The 17,868-nt window shown below is 52.5% G+C and carries 16 protein-coding genes; 14 read left to right on the top strand and 2 right to left on the bottom strand.

Going from position 1 to position 17,868, the window contains the following annotated elements; genetic code table 11:
• The 3 genes from ACFMKP_RS17080 to ACFMKP_RS17070 all read left to right on the top strand — a co-directional run bounded on the left by ACFMKP_RS17080 (position 1) and on the right by ACFMKP_RS17070 (position 4,772).
• Positions 1-987: an acetylxylan esterase gene (locus tag ACFMKP_RS17080; RefSeq protein WP_382293447.1), complete on the top strand. Its 987-nt coding sequence runs from the start codon at positions 1-3 to the stop codon at positions 985-987.
• Positions 984-1,964, top strand: a complete 981-nt coding sequence (locus ACFMKP_RS17075; protein ID WP_382293445.1) for a type I phosphomannose isomerase catalytic subunit — start codon at positions 984-986, stop codon at positions 1,962-1,964. Before ACFMKP_RS17080 ends, ACFMKP_RS17075 begins: the two co-directional genes overlap by 4 nt.
• A gap of 321 nt (positions 1,965-2,285) precedes the next feature.
• Positions 2,286-4,772: a glycoside hydrolase family 2 protein gene (locus tag ACFMKP_RS17070; RefSeq protein ID WP_382293443.1), complete on the top strand. Its 2,487-nt coding sequence runs from the start codon at positions 2,286-2,288 to the stop codon at positions 4,770-4,772.
• Positions 4,773-4,990: 218 nt separating this feature from the next.
• On the opposite strand, the gene ACFMKP_RS17065 is transcribed toward ACFMKP_RS17070, so the two are convergent.
• The gene (locus ACFMKP_RS17065) at positions 4,991-5,641 is read right to left on the bottom strand and encodes a thiopurine S-methyltransferase (protein WP_382293441.1); all 651 of its coding nucleotides are present in this window, start codon (positions 5,639-5,641) and stop codon (positions 4,991-4,993) included.
• Between the two features lie 241 nt (positions 5,642-5,882).
• Between ACFMKP_RS17065 and ACFMKP_RS17060 the strand changes: the two genes are divergently transcribed.
• From ACFMKP_RS17060 to ACFMKP_RS17035, 6 genes are all read left to right on the top strand, one after another.
• Positions 5,883-7,550 carry a DUF1800 domain-containing protein gene (locus ACFMKP_RS17060; protein ID WP_382293439.1) on the top strand — a complete coding sequence of 556 codons (1,668 nt, stop codon included), beginning with the start codon at positions 5,883-5,885 and terminating at the stop codon, positions 7,548-7,550.
• Positions 7,551-7,559: 9 nt separating this feature from the next.
• Positions 7,560-8,849, top strand: coding sequence for a DUF1501 domain-containing protein (locus ACFMKP_RS17055; protein ID WP_382293437.1), 1,290 nt, complete (start codon positions 7,560-7,562; stop codon positions 8,847-8,849).
• 255 nt (positions 8,850-9,104) lie between these two features.
• Complete coding sequence (locus tag ACFMKP_RS17050; protein WP_204754278.1) at positions 9,105-9,527, top strand: hypothetical protein; 423 nt, start codon at positions 9,105-9,107, stop codon at positions 9,525-9,527.
• Positions 9,528-9,590: 63 nt separating this feature from the next.
• Positions 9,591-10,274 (top strand): response regulator transcription factor, encoded by a 684-nt coding sequence (locus ACFMKP_RS17045; RefSeq protein ID WP_382293435.1) that lies wholly within the window; start codon positions 9,591-9,593, stop codon positions 10,272-10,274.
• A 3-nt stretch (positions 10,275-10,277) separates the two neighbouring features.
• On the top strand, positions 10,278-11,657 hold the full coding sequence (locus ACFMKP_RS17040) for an ATP-binding protein (RefSeq protein WP_382293433.1): 1,380 nt from the start codon (positions 10,278-10,280) through the stop codon (positions 11,655-11,657).
• On the top strand, positions 11,654-12,070 hold the full coding sequence (locus ACFMKP_RS17035) for a hotdog fold thioesterase (protein ID WP_382293431.1): 417 nt from the start codon (positions 11,654-11,656) through the stop codon (positions 12,068-12,070). Before ACFMKP_RS17040 ends, ACFMKP_RS17035 begins: the two co-directional genes overlap by 4 nt.
• A 215-nt stretch (positions 12,071-12,285) precedes the next feature.
• Here the strand turns inward: ACFMKP_RS17035 and ACFMKP_RS17030 are convergent, their stop codons facing one another.
• Positions 12,286-13,065 carry an HAD-IIA family hydrolase gene (locus ACFMKP_RS17030; RefSeq protein WP_382293429.1) on the bottom strand — a complete coding sequence of 260 codons (780 nt, stop codon included), beginning with the start codon at positions 13,063-13,065 and terminating at the stop codon, positions 12,286-12,288.
• A gap of 193 nt (positions 13,066-13,258) precedes the next feature.
• On the opposite strand from ACFMKP_RS17030, the gene ACFMKP_RS17025 reads away from it, so the two are divergent.
• From ACFMKP_RS17025 to ACFMKP_RS17005, 5 genes are all read left to right on the top strand, one after another.
• A complete protein-coding gene (locus tag ACFMKP_RS17025) occupies positions 13,259-13,972 on the top strand; it encodes a site-2 protease family protein (RefSeq protein WP_382293427.1) in 714 nt (237 codons plus the stop codon).
• Positions 13,973-13,980: 8 nt separating this feature from the next.
• Complete coding sequence (locus ACFMKP_RS17020) at positions 13,981-14,484, top strand: hypothetical protein (RefSeq protein ID WP_382293426.1); 504 nt, start codon at positions 13,981-13,983, stop codon at positions 14,482-14,484.
• A 15-nt stretch (positions 14,485-14,499) separates the two neighbouring features.
• Positions 14,500-15,096, top strand: coding sequence for a LysE family translocator (locus ACFMKP_RS17015; protein WP_382293424.1), 597 nt, complete (start codon positions 14,500-14,502; stop codon positions 15,094-15,096).
• A gap of 134 nt (positions 15,097-15,230) precedes the next feature.
• Positions 15,231-17,096, top strand: a complete 1,866-nt coding sequence (locus ACFMKP_RS17010; protein WP_382293422.1) for an SUMF1/EgtB/PvdO family nonheme iron enzyme — start codon at positions 15,231-15,233, stop codon at positions 17,094-17,096.
• The gene (locus tag ACFMKP_RS17005; protein WP_382293420.1) at positions 17,096-17,617 is read left to right on the top strand and encodes a cysteine hydrolase family protein; all 522 of its coding nucleotides are present in this window, start codon (positions 17,096-17,098) and stop codon (positions 17,615-17,617) included. The genes ACFMKP_RS17010 and ACFMKP_RS17005 overlap by 1 nt, the downstream gene beginning before the upstream one ends.
• Positions 17,618-17,868 lie beyond the last annotated feature (251 nt).

Raw genomic sequence — 17,868 nt, 5'->3', positions numbered from 1 at the left:
ATGCAATTTGACATGCCCTTAGAGCAGCTGCGCGAATATCGCCCAGAACGCACCGAGCCAGCAGATTTTGACCAGTTTTGGCAAGATACCTTAGCTGATGCCCGTCAATATCCCTTGAATGCAACCTTCGAGCCGTACGATATGGGCTTGCCCTTAATCGAAGCCTACGATGTGACCTTCAACGGCTATGGCGGCCAGCCAATCAAAGGCTGGTTCTTGTTGCCACGCAACACCACCCAGCCACTGCCGTGTATTGTCGAATATATTGGCTATGGCGGAGGCCGTGGCTTGGCGATCGATTGGCTGTTGTGGCCAAGCGCTGGCTATGCCGTGTTTGCGATGGATAATCGTGGCCAAGGCTCAAGCTGGCGCACTGGCGACACGCCCGACACCGAAATTGAGGGTGGCAATCCGCAAATTCCAGGCTTTATGACCCGCGGCGTACTCAGCCCGCAAACCTATTTTTACCGCCGCTTGTTCACCGACGCAGTGCGGGCAATCGAAGCTGCTCGTTCGCATCCCTTGGTCGATGCCAGCAAAGTGGCCTTGGCTGGTGGCAGCCAAGGTGGCGGCATCGCGATTGCGGCAGCAGGCTTACAACCAGATGTGGCTGCCGTTTTGCCCGATGTGCCATTTTTGTGCCACTATCGCCGCGCCACCACTATGGTCGATAGCTATCCCTACGCCGAAATTGCCCAATATTGCGCTCGCCATCGCACCAAAATCGAGCAAGTATTCAACACCTTGGATTATTTCGATGGTATCCAATTTGCAGCCCGCGCCACCAGCCCAAGCTTGTTCTCGGTTGGCTTGATGGATGATGTTTGCCCACCATCGACCGTCTTTGCAGCCTACAACCATTATGCTGGGCCAAAAGACATTACGGTTTGGCAGTTCAATCGGCACGAAGGCGGCGAAAACTTCCAAACCCTTGAAAAACTCAAATTCCTAGCCAAGCTTTGGGGCAACGAGGAACGCACTGCATGAGCGTCATCGAGCTCTATCCGTTGCTGACCCAAGCGCGTTATGTCGAGCCAATTTGGGGTGGTCCCCAATTGGCTCGCTGGCTGCATTTGCCCAACCCAGAACACAGCAAGCTCGGCGAAGTTTGGCAGGTCTACGATCAAAATCTGATCGTCAATGGCTCGTTGGCTGGTCAGACCGTAGCCGAGGTCACCAGTCAATTTGGCCCAGCCTTGGTTGGCACAACCACCAACGAACGCTATGGCCATGATTTTCCGTTGTTGTTGAAATTCATTGCTGCTGCCCAACCGCTCTCAGTGCAAGTCCATCCCGACGATGCCTACGCCCACACCCACGAGGCCGCAACGGGATTTCACGGCAAAACTGAGGCTTGGTACATTCTCGAAGCAGAAAGCGGAGCCGAGGTCGTCCATGGCTTTCGCGAGGCAACCACGCGCCAAGCCTGTGAAGCAGCGCTCGCCGCTGGCACGCTACCAGAGCTTTTGCGCCAAGTGCCAGTCAGCGCTGGCGATTTGGTCTTTGTGCCAGCCAAAACGATTCATGCAATCAACCCAGGCGTGGTGTTGTTCGAGATTCAGCAGAAATCCGACCTAACCTATCGGGTCTACGATTATGATCGGCGCGATGCGACCACAGGTTTGCCCCGCCAACTGCATCTTGAACAAGCCTTCGAGGTCTTGGATTTTGCAGCAACCGAGCCAGCCTTGGTTGAGCCAATGCAGATCAATCCAAATGTACGCTTGCTGGTACGCTGTCCATTCTTCAGCTTGGAGCATTGGCAGCTCAACAGCATTCAATCGTTGAGCACTTCGGTAACCAGTTTTGATTGTTGGACGGTGATCAACGGCAGTTGTAGCCTTGGTTGGAGCACAGGCAGCCTTGAATTAAGCCATGGCATGTCGGTGATCGTGCCCGCCCAATTAGGTCAATATCAACTTTATCCCGAGCCAAGCGCCGAATTGTTACGGGCGTATGTGTAGCCGAGGATTCAGGGATCAGGATTCAGGGGCCAGTTTACGGGCTAGAAATATGATAGTTGATCTCTAACCCCTACTTGTACTGGTTCATTGGCTTGGCAACTGTGTCCCCTCACCCTCCAGCCCCCTCTCCCACGAAAACGCGGGCGAGGGGGAGCCGCCGTTTTTACCAACGCAGTGCGGCAGAACCACGCGATTAAAGCCCCTCGCCCGCCACGTGGGCGAGGGGTTGGGGTGAGGGGATCAGGCGGTGGTTAACCTGATGTACCAGTACACCTACTATATAGCTTGCCCTCACTATTTGGGGCAAAGAAAGAATTATTCATGCAAAAGCTCGCATTACAGCAAGCATGGCAGGCCAAACAACGTGACCCTCAACACACCGTGCTCGCTGATGCGACCAGCAGCGAGGGCTGGATTGCCGCGCCAGTTCCCGGCACGATTTACGAAGCATTACTTGCCGCCAACCAAATTCCCGATCCATTCGATGGGATGAATGAGCTTGATGTACAGTGGGTTGGCGATGTCGATTGGCTCTATCGCTGCAATTTTGAGCTGAGCGCTGAACAAGCCAAGCAACCAGCAGCCTTGCACTTCGCAGGCTTGGATACCATCGCCACAGTTTGGCTCAACGGCCAGGAATTGCTCAGCAGCGACAATATGTTTGTACCCCAACGTGCCGTTGTCAGCAACCAATTGCAGGCTGGCAGCAACCAATTGCTGATTGAATTTCGCTCGGCATTGAAGCATGGCCATGCGTTGCAAGCAGAAATGGGCCAGCTCGGCGTGTGGAATGGCGATCCCAGCCGTTTATACCTACGCAAAGCCCAATATCACTATGGCTGGGATTGGGGTCCGGCGTTGTTAACTGCTGGCCCATGGCTGCCAGTCACGCTTGAATTGGGCGCGACGCGTTTGAGCGATCTGGAATGCCCAATCACGGTTGCTGACGATTGCTCAACTGCTGATTTTGTTGTAACTGCAACCGTTGCGGATGCGGCAGCAGATACAGCGGTTTTGATTCAATTGTGGAATCCAGCAGGCGAGCTAATTGCTGAACAGCATCAAGCAGTCAGTGCTGGCAGCGTTCAACACACCATTCGCGTCGATCAGCCAAGCCTCTGGTGGCCACATGGTTATGGCGCGCAAAATCGCTATCGCTTGACGGTGAGCGTATTTGCTGGCCAAACGCAGCTTGATCAGCGCGAATTGCAGCTTGGCGTGCGCCGCGTGCGCTTGGTGCAAGAGCCATTGCGCGACGAAGCAGGCGAAACATTTCTGTTTGAAATCAATAATGTGCCCATGTTTTGTGGCGGCGCAAATTGGATTCCAGCCGATCTGCTAACCAATCGGATCAGCAACGAAACCTATCGCCGCTTGCTCCAAGCCTCGGTGGATAGCCATATGATCATGATTCGGATTTGGGGCGGCGGTATTTACGAGGTTGATCATTTTTATGATCTCTGCGATGAGCTAGGCTTGCTGGTTTGGCAAGATTTTATGTTTGCCTGCGGCATGTATCCAGCCCATCCGGCATTTCTGGCAAGCGTCGAGGCTGAAGCAATCGCCCAAGTCCAGCGCTTGCGCCATCATCCCTCGATTGTGCTGTGGTGTGGCAACAACGAAGATTATCAAATTGCCCAAACCTTCAATGCCTACGATCACAGTTTTCAGGGCGATTTTACCCAAACCAGCTTTCCAGCGCGCGAAATCTACGAGCGCTTGCTGCCTAAGGTATGCGCCCAATACGACCCCACGACGTTGTATTGGCCAGGCAGCCCCTACGGCGGAGCCGATGTCTATGATAAAACCAGAGGCGACCGCCACACTTGGGATGTTTGGCATAGCGCGATGGCTCCCTACCAAGACTATCCCAAGTACGAAGGCCGCTTTGTCAGCGAGTTTGGCATGGAATCAAGCGCCGCCTTGCAAACCTTGTTGAGCGTGTTGCCCGCAGATCAGCGCTATCCCCAAAGCCGCGTCGTCGAGCACCACAACAAATCCGAAGGTGGCGCACGCCGCTTGGCGGTTTATCTCAACGATACCTTGCGCTTTGAAAACACGCTTGAATCGTATGTTTATGCAACTCAGTTTATGCAAGCAGAAGCTTTGGCTGCGGCCTATCGCGGCTGGCGGCGGCGCTGGGCTGGCCCAGGTCGGTATGCAGTTGCAGGAGCGTTGGTCTGGCAACTCAACGATTGTTGGCCGGTGATTAGCTGGGCCATTATCGATTCGGCGTTGCGCAATAAACCCGCTATCTATAGCATTGGCCGCGAGCTAGCGCCGATTAGCGCAGGCCTACAGCGCAGCAAGGCCCAAATTGAGGCGTGGGTGGTCAATGGCACGCTCAAATCAAGCAATGCAAGCATCAGCATTACAGGCTACGATTTGCAAGGCAGATTGCTATTTGAGCAAAACTACACGCACGAATTAGCCGCCAATCAAACCAACCCAATCACAAGCTTCGAAATAGCGCTAACTGATCAAACCGTGGTTGGCATGCAAGTGCTGGTTGATGGTGCAGTGGTAGCACGGGCCAGCTCGTGGCCTGAGCCATTCAAATATCTGCCAGCCTATGAACCGCAGATTAGTATCACCCGCTTAGCCGACGATTGGCTTGAAATCAGTAGCCAACGGCCAGCCAAAGGGGTTTGGTTGCAAGCGGGCGATGCGGTTCACTGGAGCGATAATCTACTTGATCTATTGCCCAACCAACCACAGCGAATCCAAGCTCGCGGCGTTGGCCAGCAGCCAATCGAGCTTAAGTGGCTGCATTGGGATCAGAACGAGAGCATAGAACATACGATTTGAGGATCGGAGGTTAGGGATTGGGGATTGGCTCGCGTTTGATCCACGAAGGACACGAAGGGGGATTTGGCTACAGGCTAACGGCTATCGGAACACGTTTTAGAATTTCAAACTAAACTCCGATAGCCCAAAGTCAATAGCCAATAGCCATCGTTCCTCTGCACCTTCGCGTTAAAAACTTAACCCCTGATCCCTGACCCCTAACCCCTGACACCTCGTTCTTACTGCTGAAAGCGCGTAATCAAAAAGCCATGTTCTTTGAGAAATTGCAAGTTGAATTTTGCAACCATGCGGTGTTCTGGTTGGCTAGGAGCGGCAAAATGGCTAATAAAATAGCGCTCGCCATAATAAAACTCAATCTCGGTTGGGGTAATGCTAAACGGCGGTGTTGCCATCGTCGGCGCATATTCCAAGGTAATAATCATTTGCTGACCGCCAACTGGCAAGATTTGATCGATCGTGGCGCGATAGTTGTTGCGCATCTCGTGGGGCAAGGCTACCAGCGCTGCCCGATCATAAACCAAATCAATTTTGCCAACATCAGCAGTAGTTAAACTCAAGACATCGCGATTGAGAATGGTGATATTGCCCGAAACATAGGTGGTTGGGTTTGGTTGCACGTAATCAAGCTCTTGCTCGGCAAAAAATTGCTCAATTGCCGTAGTCACCAGTTCAACCCCAATCACTTCGGCAGCATATTGGCTAAACCAGCGCAAATCGTTGGTTTTGCCACATAACGGCACGAGTACGCGCTTGCCATGCAAAAATTCGGGTGTCGCAAAATGCTCAAGATAGGGGTGAATATCGCGCCGATGAAAGCTAGTTGCGCTTCCACCTTGTTGCCAAGAGTTGATCCAAAACGTTGCTTCCATTGCAGGCTCCTTATTCTCACACGATTTTGCAACCGATGCCCCAGACAGATTGCTGGCAAAAAAGGGCGCATGGCAGCCGCAACACAAAGGTGATTGTAGCACGTGCTTCTCACACTTACGAGATCGATTAAATCCTCATAATAAATTAACATTCGGTTAATATAAGATTGCTTAAAGCTGGTTAGACTAACGCCTATCATTTGGCCTAGGTTTATTTTTTTAGCTCTTTTAAGGAGTCTGTATGTCGCTTTCGCGTCGCCAGTTATTGTTGGGCGCTGCGGTAGGGGCCACAGGTGCAGTCGTTCATGAGGATGTTGATGCAGCACCGCTACAACCCTCAGCAACTGAAGCCATGGCAAAGCCACCATTCGAGGTCATTGCGCTCTCGCGCATGGCCTACGGCGCACGATCAGGCGATTATGCCCGCGTGCGTACGATGGGCCTCACCGCCTATGTCGATGAACAACTCAACCCCAATTTCGCCGCCGATACCGATTGCAACACCCGTATCGCCAACGCAAAACTGCGGATCGTCTATGCAGCAGGCACGGGCTTTCCAGCAGTCGATGAAATGCGCGGCTTGGTCACGCTGAACAAAACCCAGCCCGAGTTGTGGGAGCTACGAGTACATCCTTCTAATACTGAACGCATTCGTCCGGTTGATGAAGTCGTGGCTGCCAATTGGATTCGCGCCATCTACAGCAAATGGCAATTGTTCGAAATTATGACCGATTTTTGGCACAATCACTTTAATGTTTGGGCCTATAGCGATACCCGCATCTCGGCGCTTTGGCCGCACTACGATAAAACCGTGATTCGCGCCAATTGTTTTGGCAACTTTCGCAAGTTCTTGGAAGCGGTTGCAACCAGCCCAGCCATGCTCTACTACCTCGATAATTCGACCAGTCGCGACGGCCCAGCCAACGAGAATTTTGCTCGCGAACTGTTTGAATTGCACACCTTTGGCTCGCAAAACTATCTCAATAATATTTATGACAATTGGCAAGAAGTGCCGCGCGACAACCAAGGCCGCCCAATTGGCTATATTGACCAAGATGTATACGAGGCAGCGCGGGCCTTCACCGGCTGGACAGTTGCCGACGGCGTTGGCGGTATTCCCAATACTGGCGTGTTTCATTATGTTGACACATGGAATGATAACGCCCAAAAAATTGTGCTGGCCAACTTCTTAAATGCCAATGCCGGCCCGCAAGTCCATGGCAAAGCAGTTTTGGATCTCGTTGCCAAACATCCGGCCACGATTCGCAATATTTGCACCAAACTCTGCCGCCGTTTGGTCAGCGATAATCCACCAAAATCATTGGTCGATAAAGCTGTCGCCGTATGGACAACCAACTACGATGCTCCCGACCAAATTAAGAAAACCATTCGGGCAATTTTGCTAGCCCCAGAATTTTTAGCAACCTGGGGTGGCAAAATTCGCCGCCCAAACGAGGTTGTGGCCGCCTATTTGCGCTCAACTGGCGCAGAAGTCAAGCCAACTGCTGAATTATTTAGCTGGATTACGATCTGTGGTTATCGGATGTTCAACTGGGCAACCCCAACCGGCCACCCCGACGAAAGTGGTTATTGGAGCAGCAGTAACGCCTTGTTGAACACATGGAACCTCTTATTCCACTTGCAGCAAGCCTACTTCCCGCCGGCAACCTTCGATTTGCAGGGCCAAATGCCAAGCAATGTTACCACCGTGCGCCAGATTGTTGATTACTGGGTTATGCGCATGTTGGGCTATCAGCCTTCGGCCTTGGTCAAAACCAAATTGCTCAACCTGATGGGCCAAGCTGGCAATCTCGATGCCGTGCCCGTTGGCAGTGCAAACGATGTGAAATTACGCCTGAGCAGCCTTGTGCACATGATTGGCATGCTCCCTGAATTTTATACCCGCTAGGAGGCTGCAATGGAAATAACTCGTCGTCAATTTGTGGTTGGCTGTAGCACTGCGATTGCAGCCATGGCTGGTGGTCGGTTGGGTGGTTTGGCGTTTGCCGAGCCAGGCGATATTCAACGCGATATTATGGTCGTGGTGTTTTTGCGCGGTGGCTGTGATGGTTTAGGCATTGTTTCGCCGCTTGATGATGCCAATTTTCAAGCAGCCCGCAACACGATTACTTTTCTAAGCACTGGCACTGGCGCTGGCCTAGAGCTAGGCCAAATGGGCAGTGTGCCGTTTTGGCTGCACCCCAAGGCTGCTGCCTTCAAAGAATTATTCGATAGCCAAGATTTGGCTTTTATTCACGCCAGCGGTTTGACCAACGGCACGCGCAGCCACTTCGATGCCATGGATTTTATGGAACGTGGCACACCCGACAATAAATCGACCAGCACTGGGTGGCTAACCCGCCACATGGCTGCGACCAGCCCCGATGGGGTTGTACCAATTATGTCGACCGGTTCGGCGTTACCAGCGTCGTTGCTTGGCAGCCCCAATGCAGTGACGATTTCGAATGTACAGCGCTACGCAATGCAAGGTTATGGCACCTATGGCGCGCAGCAACAAGCAGCATTAAACGAAATTTATACCAAAACTGGCAGTATGATCGATGCCCAAGCAACCCGCTTGCTGAGCTCAATTGCTGCGGTCAAGGCCCGCAACCCAGCCAACCCGTATGTGCCAATTACAACCTATCCCGCTGGCGGACTATCGGATTCGCTCAAAGCTATTGCCCAGATGATCAAGCTCGACGTTGGTTTGCAAGTGGCAACCCTCGATTTTGGTGGCTGGGACACTCACGAATCGCAAGTGCCAATTTTGGGCAACCAACTTGATGTTTTGACCCGTTCGCTGCATGCCTTCTACAACGATTTGGTCGATTACCACAGCAAATTGACCATCGTGGTGATGAGCGAATTTGGCCGCCGTTTGAAGGCCAATCGCAGCGCTGGCACCGACCATGGCCACGGCAATTTGGCCATGGTCTTGGGTGGCAACGTCAATGGCGGGCGAATTTTCGGGCGCTGGCCAGGCTTAGCCAACGTCGATCTCGACCATGGCGTTGACCTAGCAATCACCACCGATTACCGCACGATTTTGAGCGAGATTGTGGTGCGTCGCTTGCGCAACAATCGCTTGGGCTTGGTCTTCCCACAAATTAGCCAATATCAACCACTTGGCTTAGTGCGCGGCACGGATATGGCGATCGATTGGTCATCGGGCTTCCGTTCGTACTTGCCAATGGCACGCCGCTAGCTGATTCGTTACGTTTCACAAGCTCAATAATTCGTTGCTTTAGCAGCCATCCAAGCTTTGGGTGGCTGCTAATCCATGCTAGGTTCATCCACTTGATTGTGTCGATTGTTCGCAAACCAGCATTTGCTTTACAATTACGACAGGATTTAGTAGGGCAGATACTGGGTTTTATGTGCGCGTTATAAGGTTGCGTTAGGCTGTAAGGCTTGGGCTAACCTGCGCTGATTGTGCCAGCTGCTATGGACGAGATAGCCTATGATTTTGCAAGAGTTTGCTCGCTACCACTCACATTATTTTTTTGATCCTGATGACGCGATCTTAGCCCCGTTGAAAATTTCCAATCCTCGTGCGATTGACGGCCTGATTTCGATGGGGCCGGGCAGTGCTGTGGTGTTTTATCGCACCCCGCGTGGGCTTTTTTTGCGCTTGAATCGGCGCGAATTACAAATTAGCGATGCAACCAGCGCCGATGTCATTCGCGGCGAAACCAATACCCTGATTGTCTATGAACATGTCTATGAGCGTTTGCGCTGGAACTACACGCCGCCAGCTTGGATTGCGCCATTAATTCCTAACGATAATGCCAGCCTTGACGAGGAGCATTTTGATTTTGGGGTTTTTATCTACAATGTATTGAGCAACAAGCAACGCAAACGGCTGGTTTTCGCGCGCAAATAGGCCTTCTTCGCAGGTTCTTCACGGGTTCGGGCTACAATACCAGCATCACCAGTGGAGGCTTGTATGAGCGCAAAAATTTTAATTGTTGAAGACGAGCGCAAAATTGCCATCGGCCTACAAAATTATTTAGAAGGCGTAGGCTATAGCACGCTCACCGCCAGCGATGGCCAAATTGGGCTTGATATGGCCCGTCGTGAGCAGCCCGATTTGATTTTGCTTGATTTGATGTTGCCAGTTGTTGATGGCTTTACGGTTTGTCGCACGCTGCGCGCCGAATCGAGCGTCCCGATTATTATGCTCACTGCGCGGGTCGAAGAAGTTGACTCGTTGGCTGGCTTGGAGTTGGGCGCTGACGATTATATAACCAAGCCATTTTCGCCGCGCCAAGTTGTGGCCCGCATCAAAGCAGTGCTCCGCCGCGTTAACGGCGAGCTAGAGCCACCAATGATCCTGCGCAAACAAGGGATTGAAATTGATTTGCAGCGTCGAACGGTGGTAATTGAGCAAACGCCAATTACCAGCCTCACTCCAACCGAATTTGATTTATTGGTGACGTTGGTGCGCTCAGCTGGCCGCCCCTTGAGCCGCAGCCAATTGCTTGATGCAGTGCAAGGCGAAGAAGGCGAGGCCTACGATCGCACCGTTGATGCCCATATTAAAAATGTGCGGCGTAAAATCGAACCCAATCCCAGCGTGCCGCGCTACATTGTGACCGTCTTTGGCATTGGCTATAAATTTGCGGAATAAGCTATGAAACTGCAACGAAAATTATTATTGACCCACATCGCAGTTGCGCTCGTTGCAATTTTGCTGATCACGGCGGTGGCGAATTTCACCGTCAATCGTTATTTTAATGATCTTGCTACAAAACAGGCTAAACAAGCAGCCCAAGAGTTTGCCCCCGCTCTAGCCGATTGCTACGAGATTATTGGCAGCTGGAATTTTAATGGTCAGCGCTGTATGAAACTTGGCCCGCGACCCTTCATGCTGCCGCAAATGCGCCATGTGATTGTCGTCGATACCACAGGCGAGGTGGTGTTTGATAGTCGTGGCCGTGGCCCAAAGGCCAACAAGCAGCCAGCCAACGTGACCCAACGCGATATTGAGCGCGGCGAGCCGATTAGCGCCGAAAATGGCACGGTGATTGGCACGGTGATTGTGCGGCCAAACGAAGGTCAATTCGGTGCAGATGAAGATTATTTTTTGAGCATGGTGCGGCGTAATATCTGGCTGGCTGGAGCAATTACCGCGCTTTTGGCCTTAGCGATTGGCTTTCGCTTAGCGCGCACCTTGGCAGCTCCCTTGCGCGGCTTAACCAATGCTGTGCATCAATTGGCCCAAGGCGAGCGCTCGGTGCAAGTCGACGAGTCGGGCAACGATGAAATTGCCGAATTAAGCCAAGCCTTTAATTCGATGAGCAACGAGCTACAGCGCTCTGAACAGGTGCGCCGCCAAATGGTGGCCGACATCGCCCACGAACTGCGTACACCCTTGAGCGTACTACAAATTGAGCTTGAGAGCATCGAGGATGGCGTGAGCAAGCCTACGCCTGCGGTGATTAGCTCATTGGGCGAGGAAGTGCAACAGCTTAATCATCTGATTGAAGATTTGCGCACCCTTTCGTTGGCCGATGCAGGCCAATTGAGCCTCAATCCCGTTGAACTAGAACCGCACGAGGTGGTCAATCGGGCGGTTAATCGCATGCAATTAGCCGCACGCGAAAAACAATTAGAGCTGGCAAATGAGAGCGCCGAACAGCTTGATTACGTCCAAGCAGATCCATCACGCTTACAGCAAGTTTTAGTCAATCTCTTGCAAAATGCGGTTCGCTACACCCCGCAAGGTGGTAAAATTCGCGTGACTGCTCGCCAAAGTGCTGGTGAAGTTATTTTGGGGATTCACGACACTGGGGCAGGCTTTGACCCAAGCGAGGCGGCGACCATTTTCGAGCGCTTCTACCGCACCGATAAAGCTCGCGCCCGCGAGACTGGCGGCACAGGTTTGGGCTTAGCAATCGTCAAAGGCCTCGTGACCGCGATGGGTGGTAGGGTTTGGGCAACCAGTGTGCCGAACCAAGGTTCAAGTTTCTATGTTGCTTTACGAGCAATCAGCACCAAGGAGGGTGTATGACCGATTTGCCTGATGTAAGCGCCATGAACGAGTTTCAACGGGGTACGCTTGCTGACACACTCGGCATCAGTTTTACCGAAGTCAGTTTGGATCGGGTTGTGGCGACGATGCCAGTTGAGCGCAAAGTCCATCAGCCATTTGGTTTGCTCCATGGCGGCGCATCGGTGGTTTTGGCCGAATCGCTGGCCTCGGTCGCTGGCTGGGCCAATGTAATGCACAACAACCAACTGGTGGTTGGAGTCGAAATCAACGCTAACCACCTGCGTTCAGTGCGCAGCGGCGTAGTCACTGGTGTGGCCACACCCTTGCATCGCGGGCGACGCACCCAAGTCTGGGAAGTTCGCATCAACGATGACCAAGATCGTTTGATCTGTGTCTCGCGCTGTACCGTAGCAGTCGTCGACCCTGAGTAATAGAAGATCCCCTCACCCCAACCCCTCTCCCACGCGGCGGGCGAGGGGCTTTAATTTTGTGGTTCTTGCGCAATTCGTTGGTAAAAACGGCTGTTCCCCCTCGCCCGCGTTTTCGTGGGAGAGGGGGCTGGGGGGTGAGGGAACGCTCTACCGCCGACCAATCGCTCAAACCCTACCCTTGAAATGAGGGGGCTTGGGGGGTGAGGGAACCTCAATCAACCATTAAACTCAGCCAAAAGTGCTGGTAACTCGGCAATACTCGCCAGTGTCCAGGTTGGTTGGGGCGAATCGGCAGTTAATTGTTGATCGTGGCCCTTACCAGTACGCAACCAAACACTGGCCATGCCGCTATTGGCCGCCCCCACAATATCGGTGGTTAAGTCGTCGCCGACCACCACAACTTCCTCAGCTGAGAGTTGCAACGCATGCAGCGCCTGTTCAAAAAAGGCTTTGGTTGGCTTGCCAAGAATCGTCGGCTTGGTTTGGCTGGCATATTCTAGCAACGCCGCAAACGCTCCGGTATCAAGATTCAGGCCCGTGTTGCTAAGATAATTGCGGCCTGGCTGACTCACCAGGAATTCTGCGCCATGCAACAGCTGCCGAAACGCCAGATTGAGACTGTTATAGCCATCGACTTCGCCACAATGCGCTAAAACAACATGGCTAATTGGCTGATCTGGCTGCGGCGGATATTGCTGCTCAAACCACGTTTTGACAGCTTGGGGAGCCAGAATATACAAATTTGGCTTGTGATTGCTCAAATATTCAGCAATTGCTTGCAAGGGATTCATAATTTCATGGGCTTGAATGGGGATGTGGCGGGCTTGCAGTTTGGCAGCCAAGGTTGCGGGCAATTGTGAATCGGTGTTGGTCAGAAAAAGCAATTGATAGCCAGTAGCCCGTAATTGCTCGATTGCCGCCACCGCTCCCTCGATAATCGTGCCAGCGCTATAAATCGTGCCATCAAGATCAATCAAACATCCACGGATTGGCATTGCGCATTCCTTCAATTCAAATACAGCTGGCAGCAATTGTACCAGTTTACGCTTTGGGTTTTTATGATTTCGATTCCCAATATTCACCAACCAAATCCCAACGTATTGGTCGAAGTTTGATTGCAATTTAGGCGCGGCTAATTCGTGGTAGGATACAGCCTGATAATGCTGTTGCTCGTGGGGAGAGCCGTGTATGCAAATGGATATGAATGATTTTGTGATGCGCTTGGTGGCGATTGTTTTAGGCGTAACGGTGCATGAATTTTCGCATGCATTTGTGGCGTTTCGTTTGGGCGACCCAACCGCAGCCCAAGAAGGCCGAGTTACGCTCAATCCGGTGGTGCACTTCGACCCGCTGGGCGCATTTATGATGCTGTTTGTGATGCTAGGCTATGCGCCAATGGCGTGGGGCAAGCCAGTGCCAATCAACGTATTTCGCATTCGCTGGGGGCGACGGGGCTTTGCGCTTTCGTCGTTGGCAGGCCCAACCAGCAACTTATTGTTGGCCTCAATCTTTGCAATTCCGTTGTACATCGATGGCGGCGCGTGGATTTCTCCCCAACTTTACAACTTTCTCTACTACGTGATTATGACCAATATTGGCTTAGCGGCCTTTAATATGCTGCCCTTGCCACCGCTCGATGGCTTTAACACCTTTGCTGGCTTGTTGCCGCAAGGTTGGGCCACGCAGATGGAGCGTTTGCGCCGCCCAGCCAATATTGTGCTCATGATTTTGATCATCTTGCCATGGATGCTGAGTCGGCTCAATCTGACGCGGCTTAATCTTGACCCACGGATTTTGGATGCGATGATTGCGCCGATTTTTCAATTATTTCAACGGATCGTGTTACCGATGTCTGGTTGTTGCCATGCAGTTGGCCATAGCCACGAGCATGCTGAAGCCTAGGAGTTTTCATGAGTGCGATCACGCGCTTAGGCCAACTCTGGGCGGCCTTACGGGCCAAGGTAACACCTGCTGAACGCGCCTTGGTGCGCCAAGTTCTGGCCAGCAACGAGTATCCATTATTTGAACGCATGCCGCTCTATGATCAACGCCATTGCCTTGATGTCTATGCAACCTTGGTTGCTGCAGGCGAGCAGGATGCCGAATTGCTGCATCTGGCCTTGTATCACGACACTGGTAAGGTAGATCGTCAAGGTCAGCCAGTATCGTTGCTGTGGTATGGAATTGCGGTGGTCTGGAAGCAGCTTGCTCCTCAATTTTATGCTTGGGCCGCCCAAAAGCCACGTTGGTGGTGTCGTTCAATCTATCGCTATGCCCATCATGGACCGTTGGGAGCCGATTTGGCAGCAGCGGCTGGCTGTTCGCCAACCATTGTCGCCACGATTCGCCATTATCACGATGATGCGCCGACTGGCTTGGCTGCACGCCTACGCTGGGCCGACGATCAACATTAATCGAGGGCCAAACTGGTGATTGAATATTGGCTACAGGCGTTGGGGTTGGGTTTAGCTGCTGGTTTATTACCTGGCCCAATGTTGGGCTTAGTGATTCGCGAAACCTTGGAACATGGCCGCCGCGCAGGCTATTTGGTGGCCTGCGCCCCCGTACTGACCGATGCACCAATTATTTTGATTGCGCTGTTTGTGTCGAATGCCTTGCCAGCAAGCATTAATCGTTGGCTTGGGCTTGCTGGTGGGCTATTCCTCATCTGGATGGGCATTGACGCATGGCGGGCTAAGCCACCAGCTGAAGCCAGCGGTGCGGCTTGGGGCAGTTTAGGCCGCGCACTGATTACCAATTGGCTGAATCCCCATCCATGGCTCTTTTGGTTACCAATTGGTGGCCCACTGCTGATCACAATTCAACGCCAATATGGCTGGCTAGCGACTGTCAGTTTTTTGTTGATTTTTTATCTTTTGTTGCTGGGCAGCAAAATTCTGCTGTGTGAAATTGTGGCTCGTTCGCGGCGGTTTTTGCAAGGATCAGTCTATCGTTGGGTGATGCGCGGCTGTAGTGGATTATTAATCGGCTTGGGAATAGTACTTATAGCTGAATATCTAGGCTGATGAGTAATTGGCGAGGGTAGGCGTTATCCCCCATTCAGGTGGCAAGCGCGCTTGACCTTGGTACACTCTTTGCTTTAGAACAAACTGCTATAATCAAACCAACCCAAAGCTGTTAACCATAGATGAGTAGTGTTATGAACGCATTAGCGTGTACAAATTGCCAAATGTTGCTTGCGCCAGGCGCACGATTTTGCTCGCATTGTGGGACGCTTGCCCCAACTCCGGTAATTGCTAGCCTTCCACGGGAAGCAAGCGGCACCCTGCGACGCGGGACCATTCTTCAAGAGCGCTATAAAATTATGACCTTTATTGGGGCTGGTGGCTTCAGTCGGGTCTATGGCGCAATTGATCTGCGGCTTAAAGTGCCGTGCGCGATCAAAGAAAATAACGAATTTGATCAATCGGCGCATGTGCAATTTTTGGCCGAGGCCCAATTGCTGGCCCGCTTGCGCCACCCGAGCATGACCAAAGTCACCGATTATTTTACTGATCCCAGCGGGGCGCAGTTTTTGGTGATGGAATTTGTGCCCGGTAAAGATCTCGAAAAGCTAATGGATGAAGCAGAAACGATGCTTGCATGGCGCACGGTGGCTGAGTGGGGCAAAATTGTGTGTGATGTGCTGACCTATTTGCACACCCAAGACCCACCAATTATTCACCGCGACATCAAGCCAGCCAATTTGCGCTTAACTCCCAATGGCGATTTGATGGTGATTGATTTGGGCATTGCCAAAGAATATCGCGATGGCACAGCCACCAATCGCGCAGCCCAAGCCTATTCCGGCGGCTACTCGCCGATTGAACAGTATTTGGGTCAAGGAACCGATCCCCGTTCTGATTTGTATGCCTTAGGTGCGACACTCTATCATCTATTGGTTGGCAAAATGCCGCCAGAAGCGCCAAATCGCTTGCGCGGCATTTCGATGCAAACCGTCGAACAAGCTCGGCCTGATATTCCAGTCTTGATGGCTCGCGCCGTCGATCGCGCCATGGCGATTGAGCCAGAGCATCGCCCGCCGAGTGCTGCCGCCTTACATATGGTATTCGAGCGCGTGCTTGAGCAAGATCAGGCGGTCAGCATTAGCCAACCAGCCGTGGTTGCCCAATTTGCCAGTGCGCGTAACTTGCAAGCTGCTGCACATGCCGTAGCCGAAGCAACCGCAGAACCAGCAGTAATTAGCCAGCCACGGATTGGCACGCAACCTCGTTCAAGTACCAACGCTGGCAAACCAAGCCGCCCATTGCAAGTTCCAAGCGAATTGCGGGCCGAACGCCTGCCGCATGGCATGATCTGGGAGGGCGATAATCGCGAAATGGTGCGGGTGATGGCTGGCGTAATGCCGATGGGTAGCGAAGGCAATGATCCTGATGAGGTGCCAGTCCATCGGCTTGATCTCAAAACCTTTTTGATCGACCGCTTTCCAGTGACCTGTGCCGATTATGCGCGTTTTACCCAAGAAACTGGCACAACACCGCCGCGCTATTGGGGCGGGCCATTGCCACCACATATCATCGAAGATCATCCGGTGGTTGAAGTAACGCATGACGAAGCTAAAGCTTATGCACAGTGGGCTGGCAAGCGCCTGCCAACCGAAGCCGAATGGGAAAAAGCTGCAACCTGGGATGCAACAACCGGCCACAAGCGGGTCTACCCGTGGGGCGATCAGTGGGACGAAAATCGGGCCAATGCCCGTGATGGCGGTGCAGGTGGCACAGTGCCAATCGGAGCCTACTCACCTCAAGGCGACAGCCCATGTGGCGCAGCAGAAATGGCTGGCAATATTTGGGAGTGGACAGATACGGCCTATAAGCGCTATCCTTATGACCCAGGCGATGGCCGCGATTTCCCCACCAGTGCAGGCTTGCGAGTCACCCGTGGCGGGTCATGGTCGTGTTCGCCAGATGCCTTACGCGGCGCGAATCGTAATATAGCTGCTGCCAATGATGCCGATTTCGAGGTTGGTTTTCGTTGTGCCGCTGATGTACGCGAGGATTGGTAATGACCCAAACTGCCTTAGTGTTGCTGGATGTTCAGGTTAATATGTTCGCACCAGAGGCAACTGTCCATGCAAGTGAACGAGTGTTGGCCGCAATCGAAACATTAATTAATGCAGCGCGCACTAGTAACGCGGCTGTTGTCTATGTGCAACATAATGGCGGCCCCGACGATCCTGATGCGCCAGGCAGTCCGGGCTGGCAGTTGCACGAGGTTTGCACCTTGCAAGCTGGCGATTTGGTGTTGCAAAAAGAAACCCCAAACGCCTTTTTGCACACCGATTTGGCCGAAATGCTGCGCCAGCGCGAGATCAAACAGCTGGTATTGGCTGGCTTTCAAACCGAATTATGCATCGATACCACCTGTCGCGCTGCATGGTCGCGCGGCTTTCGAGTAAGCCTTGCAGCCGATGCCCACAGCACCTTCGATGGCGAAACCCTCAAAGCAGCCCAAATTATTGCCCACCATAATAGTGTGTTGCGCAACTTTGCCCGCGTCTATTCAAGCTACAATATTAAGTTTTAACTAACAACGCCGCTCGTTGGCATTAACCAGCGAACGGCGTTTTGCAAGCATAGGGTTCAGGAATCAGGGTCTAGGATTCAGTTTTAACCACGAATGATTATTGTTCGCCACAGATTAGCCCAGATGTATTTGATTCTGTTCTACTAGCCAAAAGACCAATAGCCATGGTTCCTGTACTCCCTTGCGTTCAAAATATTGAACCACGAAGGACACGAAGAACACGGAAGGACGTTTTTAGCCACAGATTGGCA

It is taken from the genome of Herpetosiphon sp. NSE202 (genome assembly GCF_042688385.1).
Taxonomy (GTDB): Bacteria; Chloroflexota; Chloroflexia; order Chloroflexales; family Herpetosiphonaceae; genus Herpetosiphon.
This window is presented reverse-complemented; position numbering and strand designations above follow the sequence as displayed.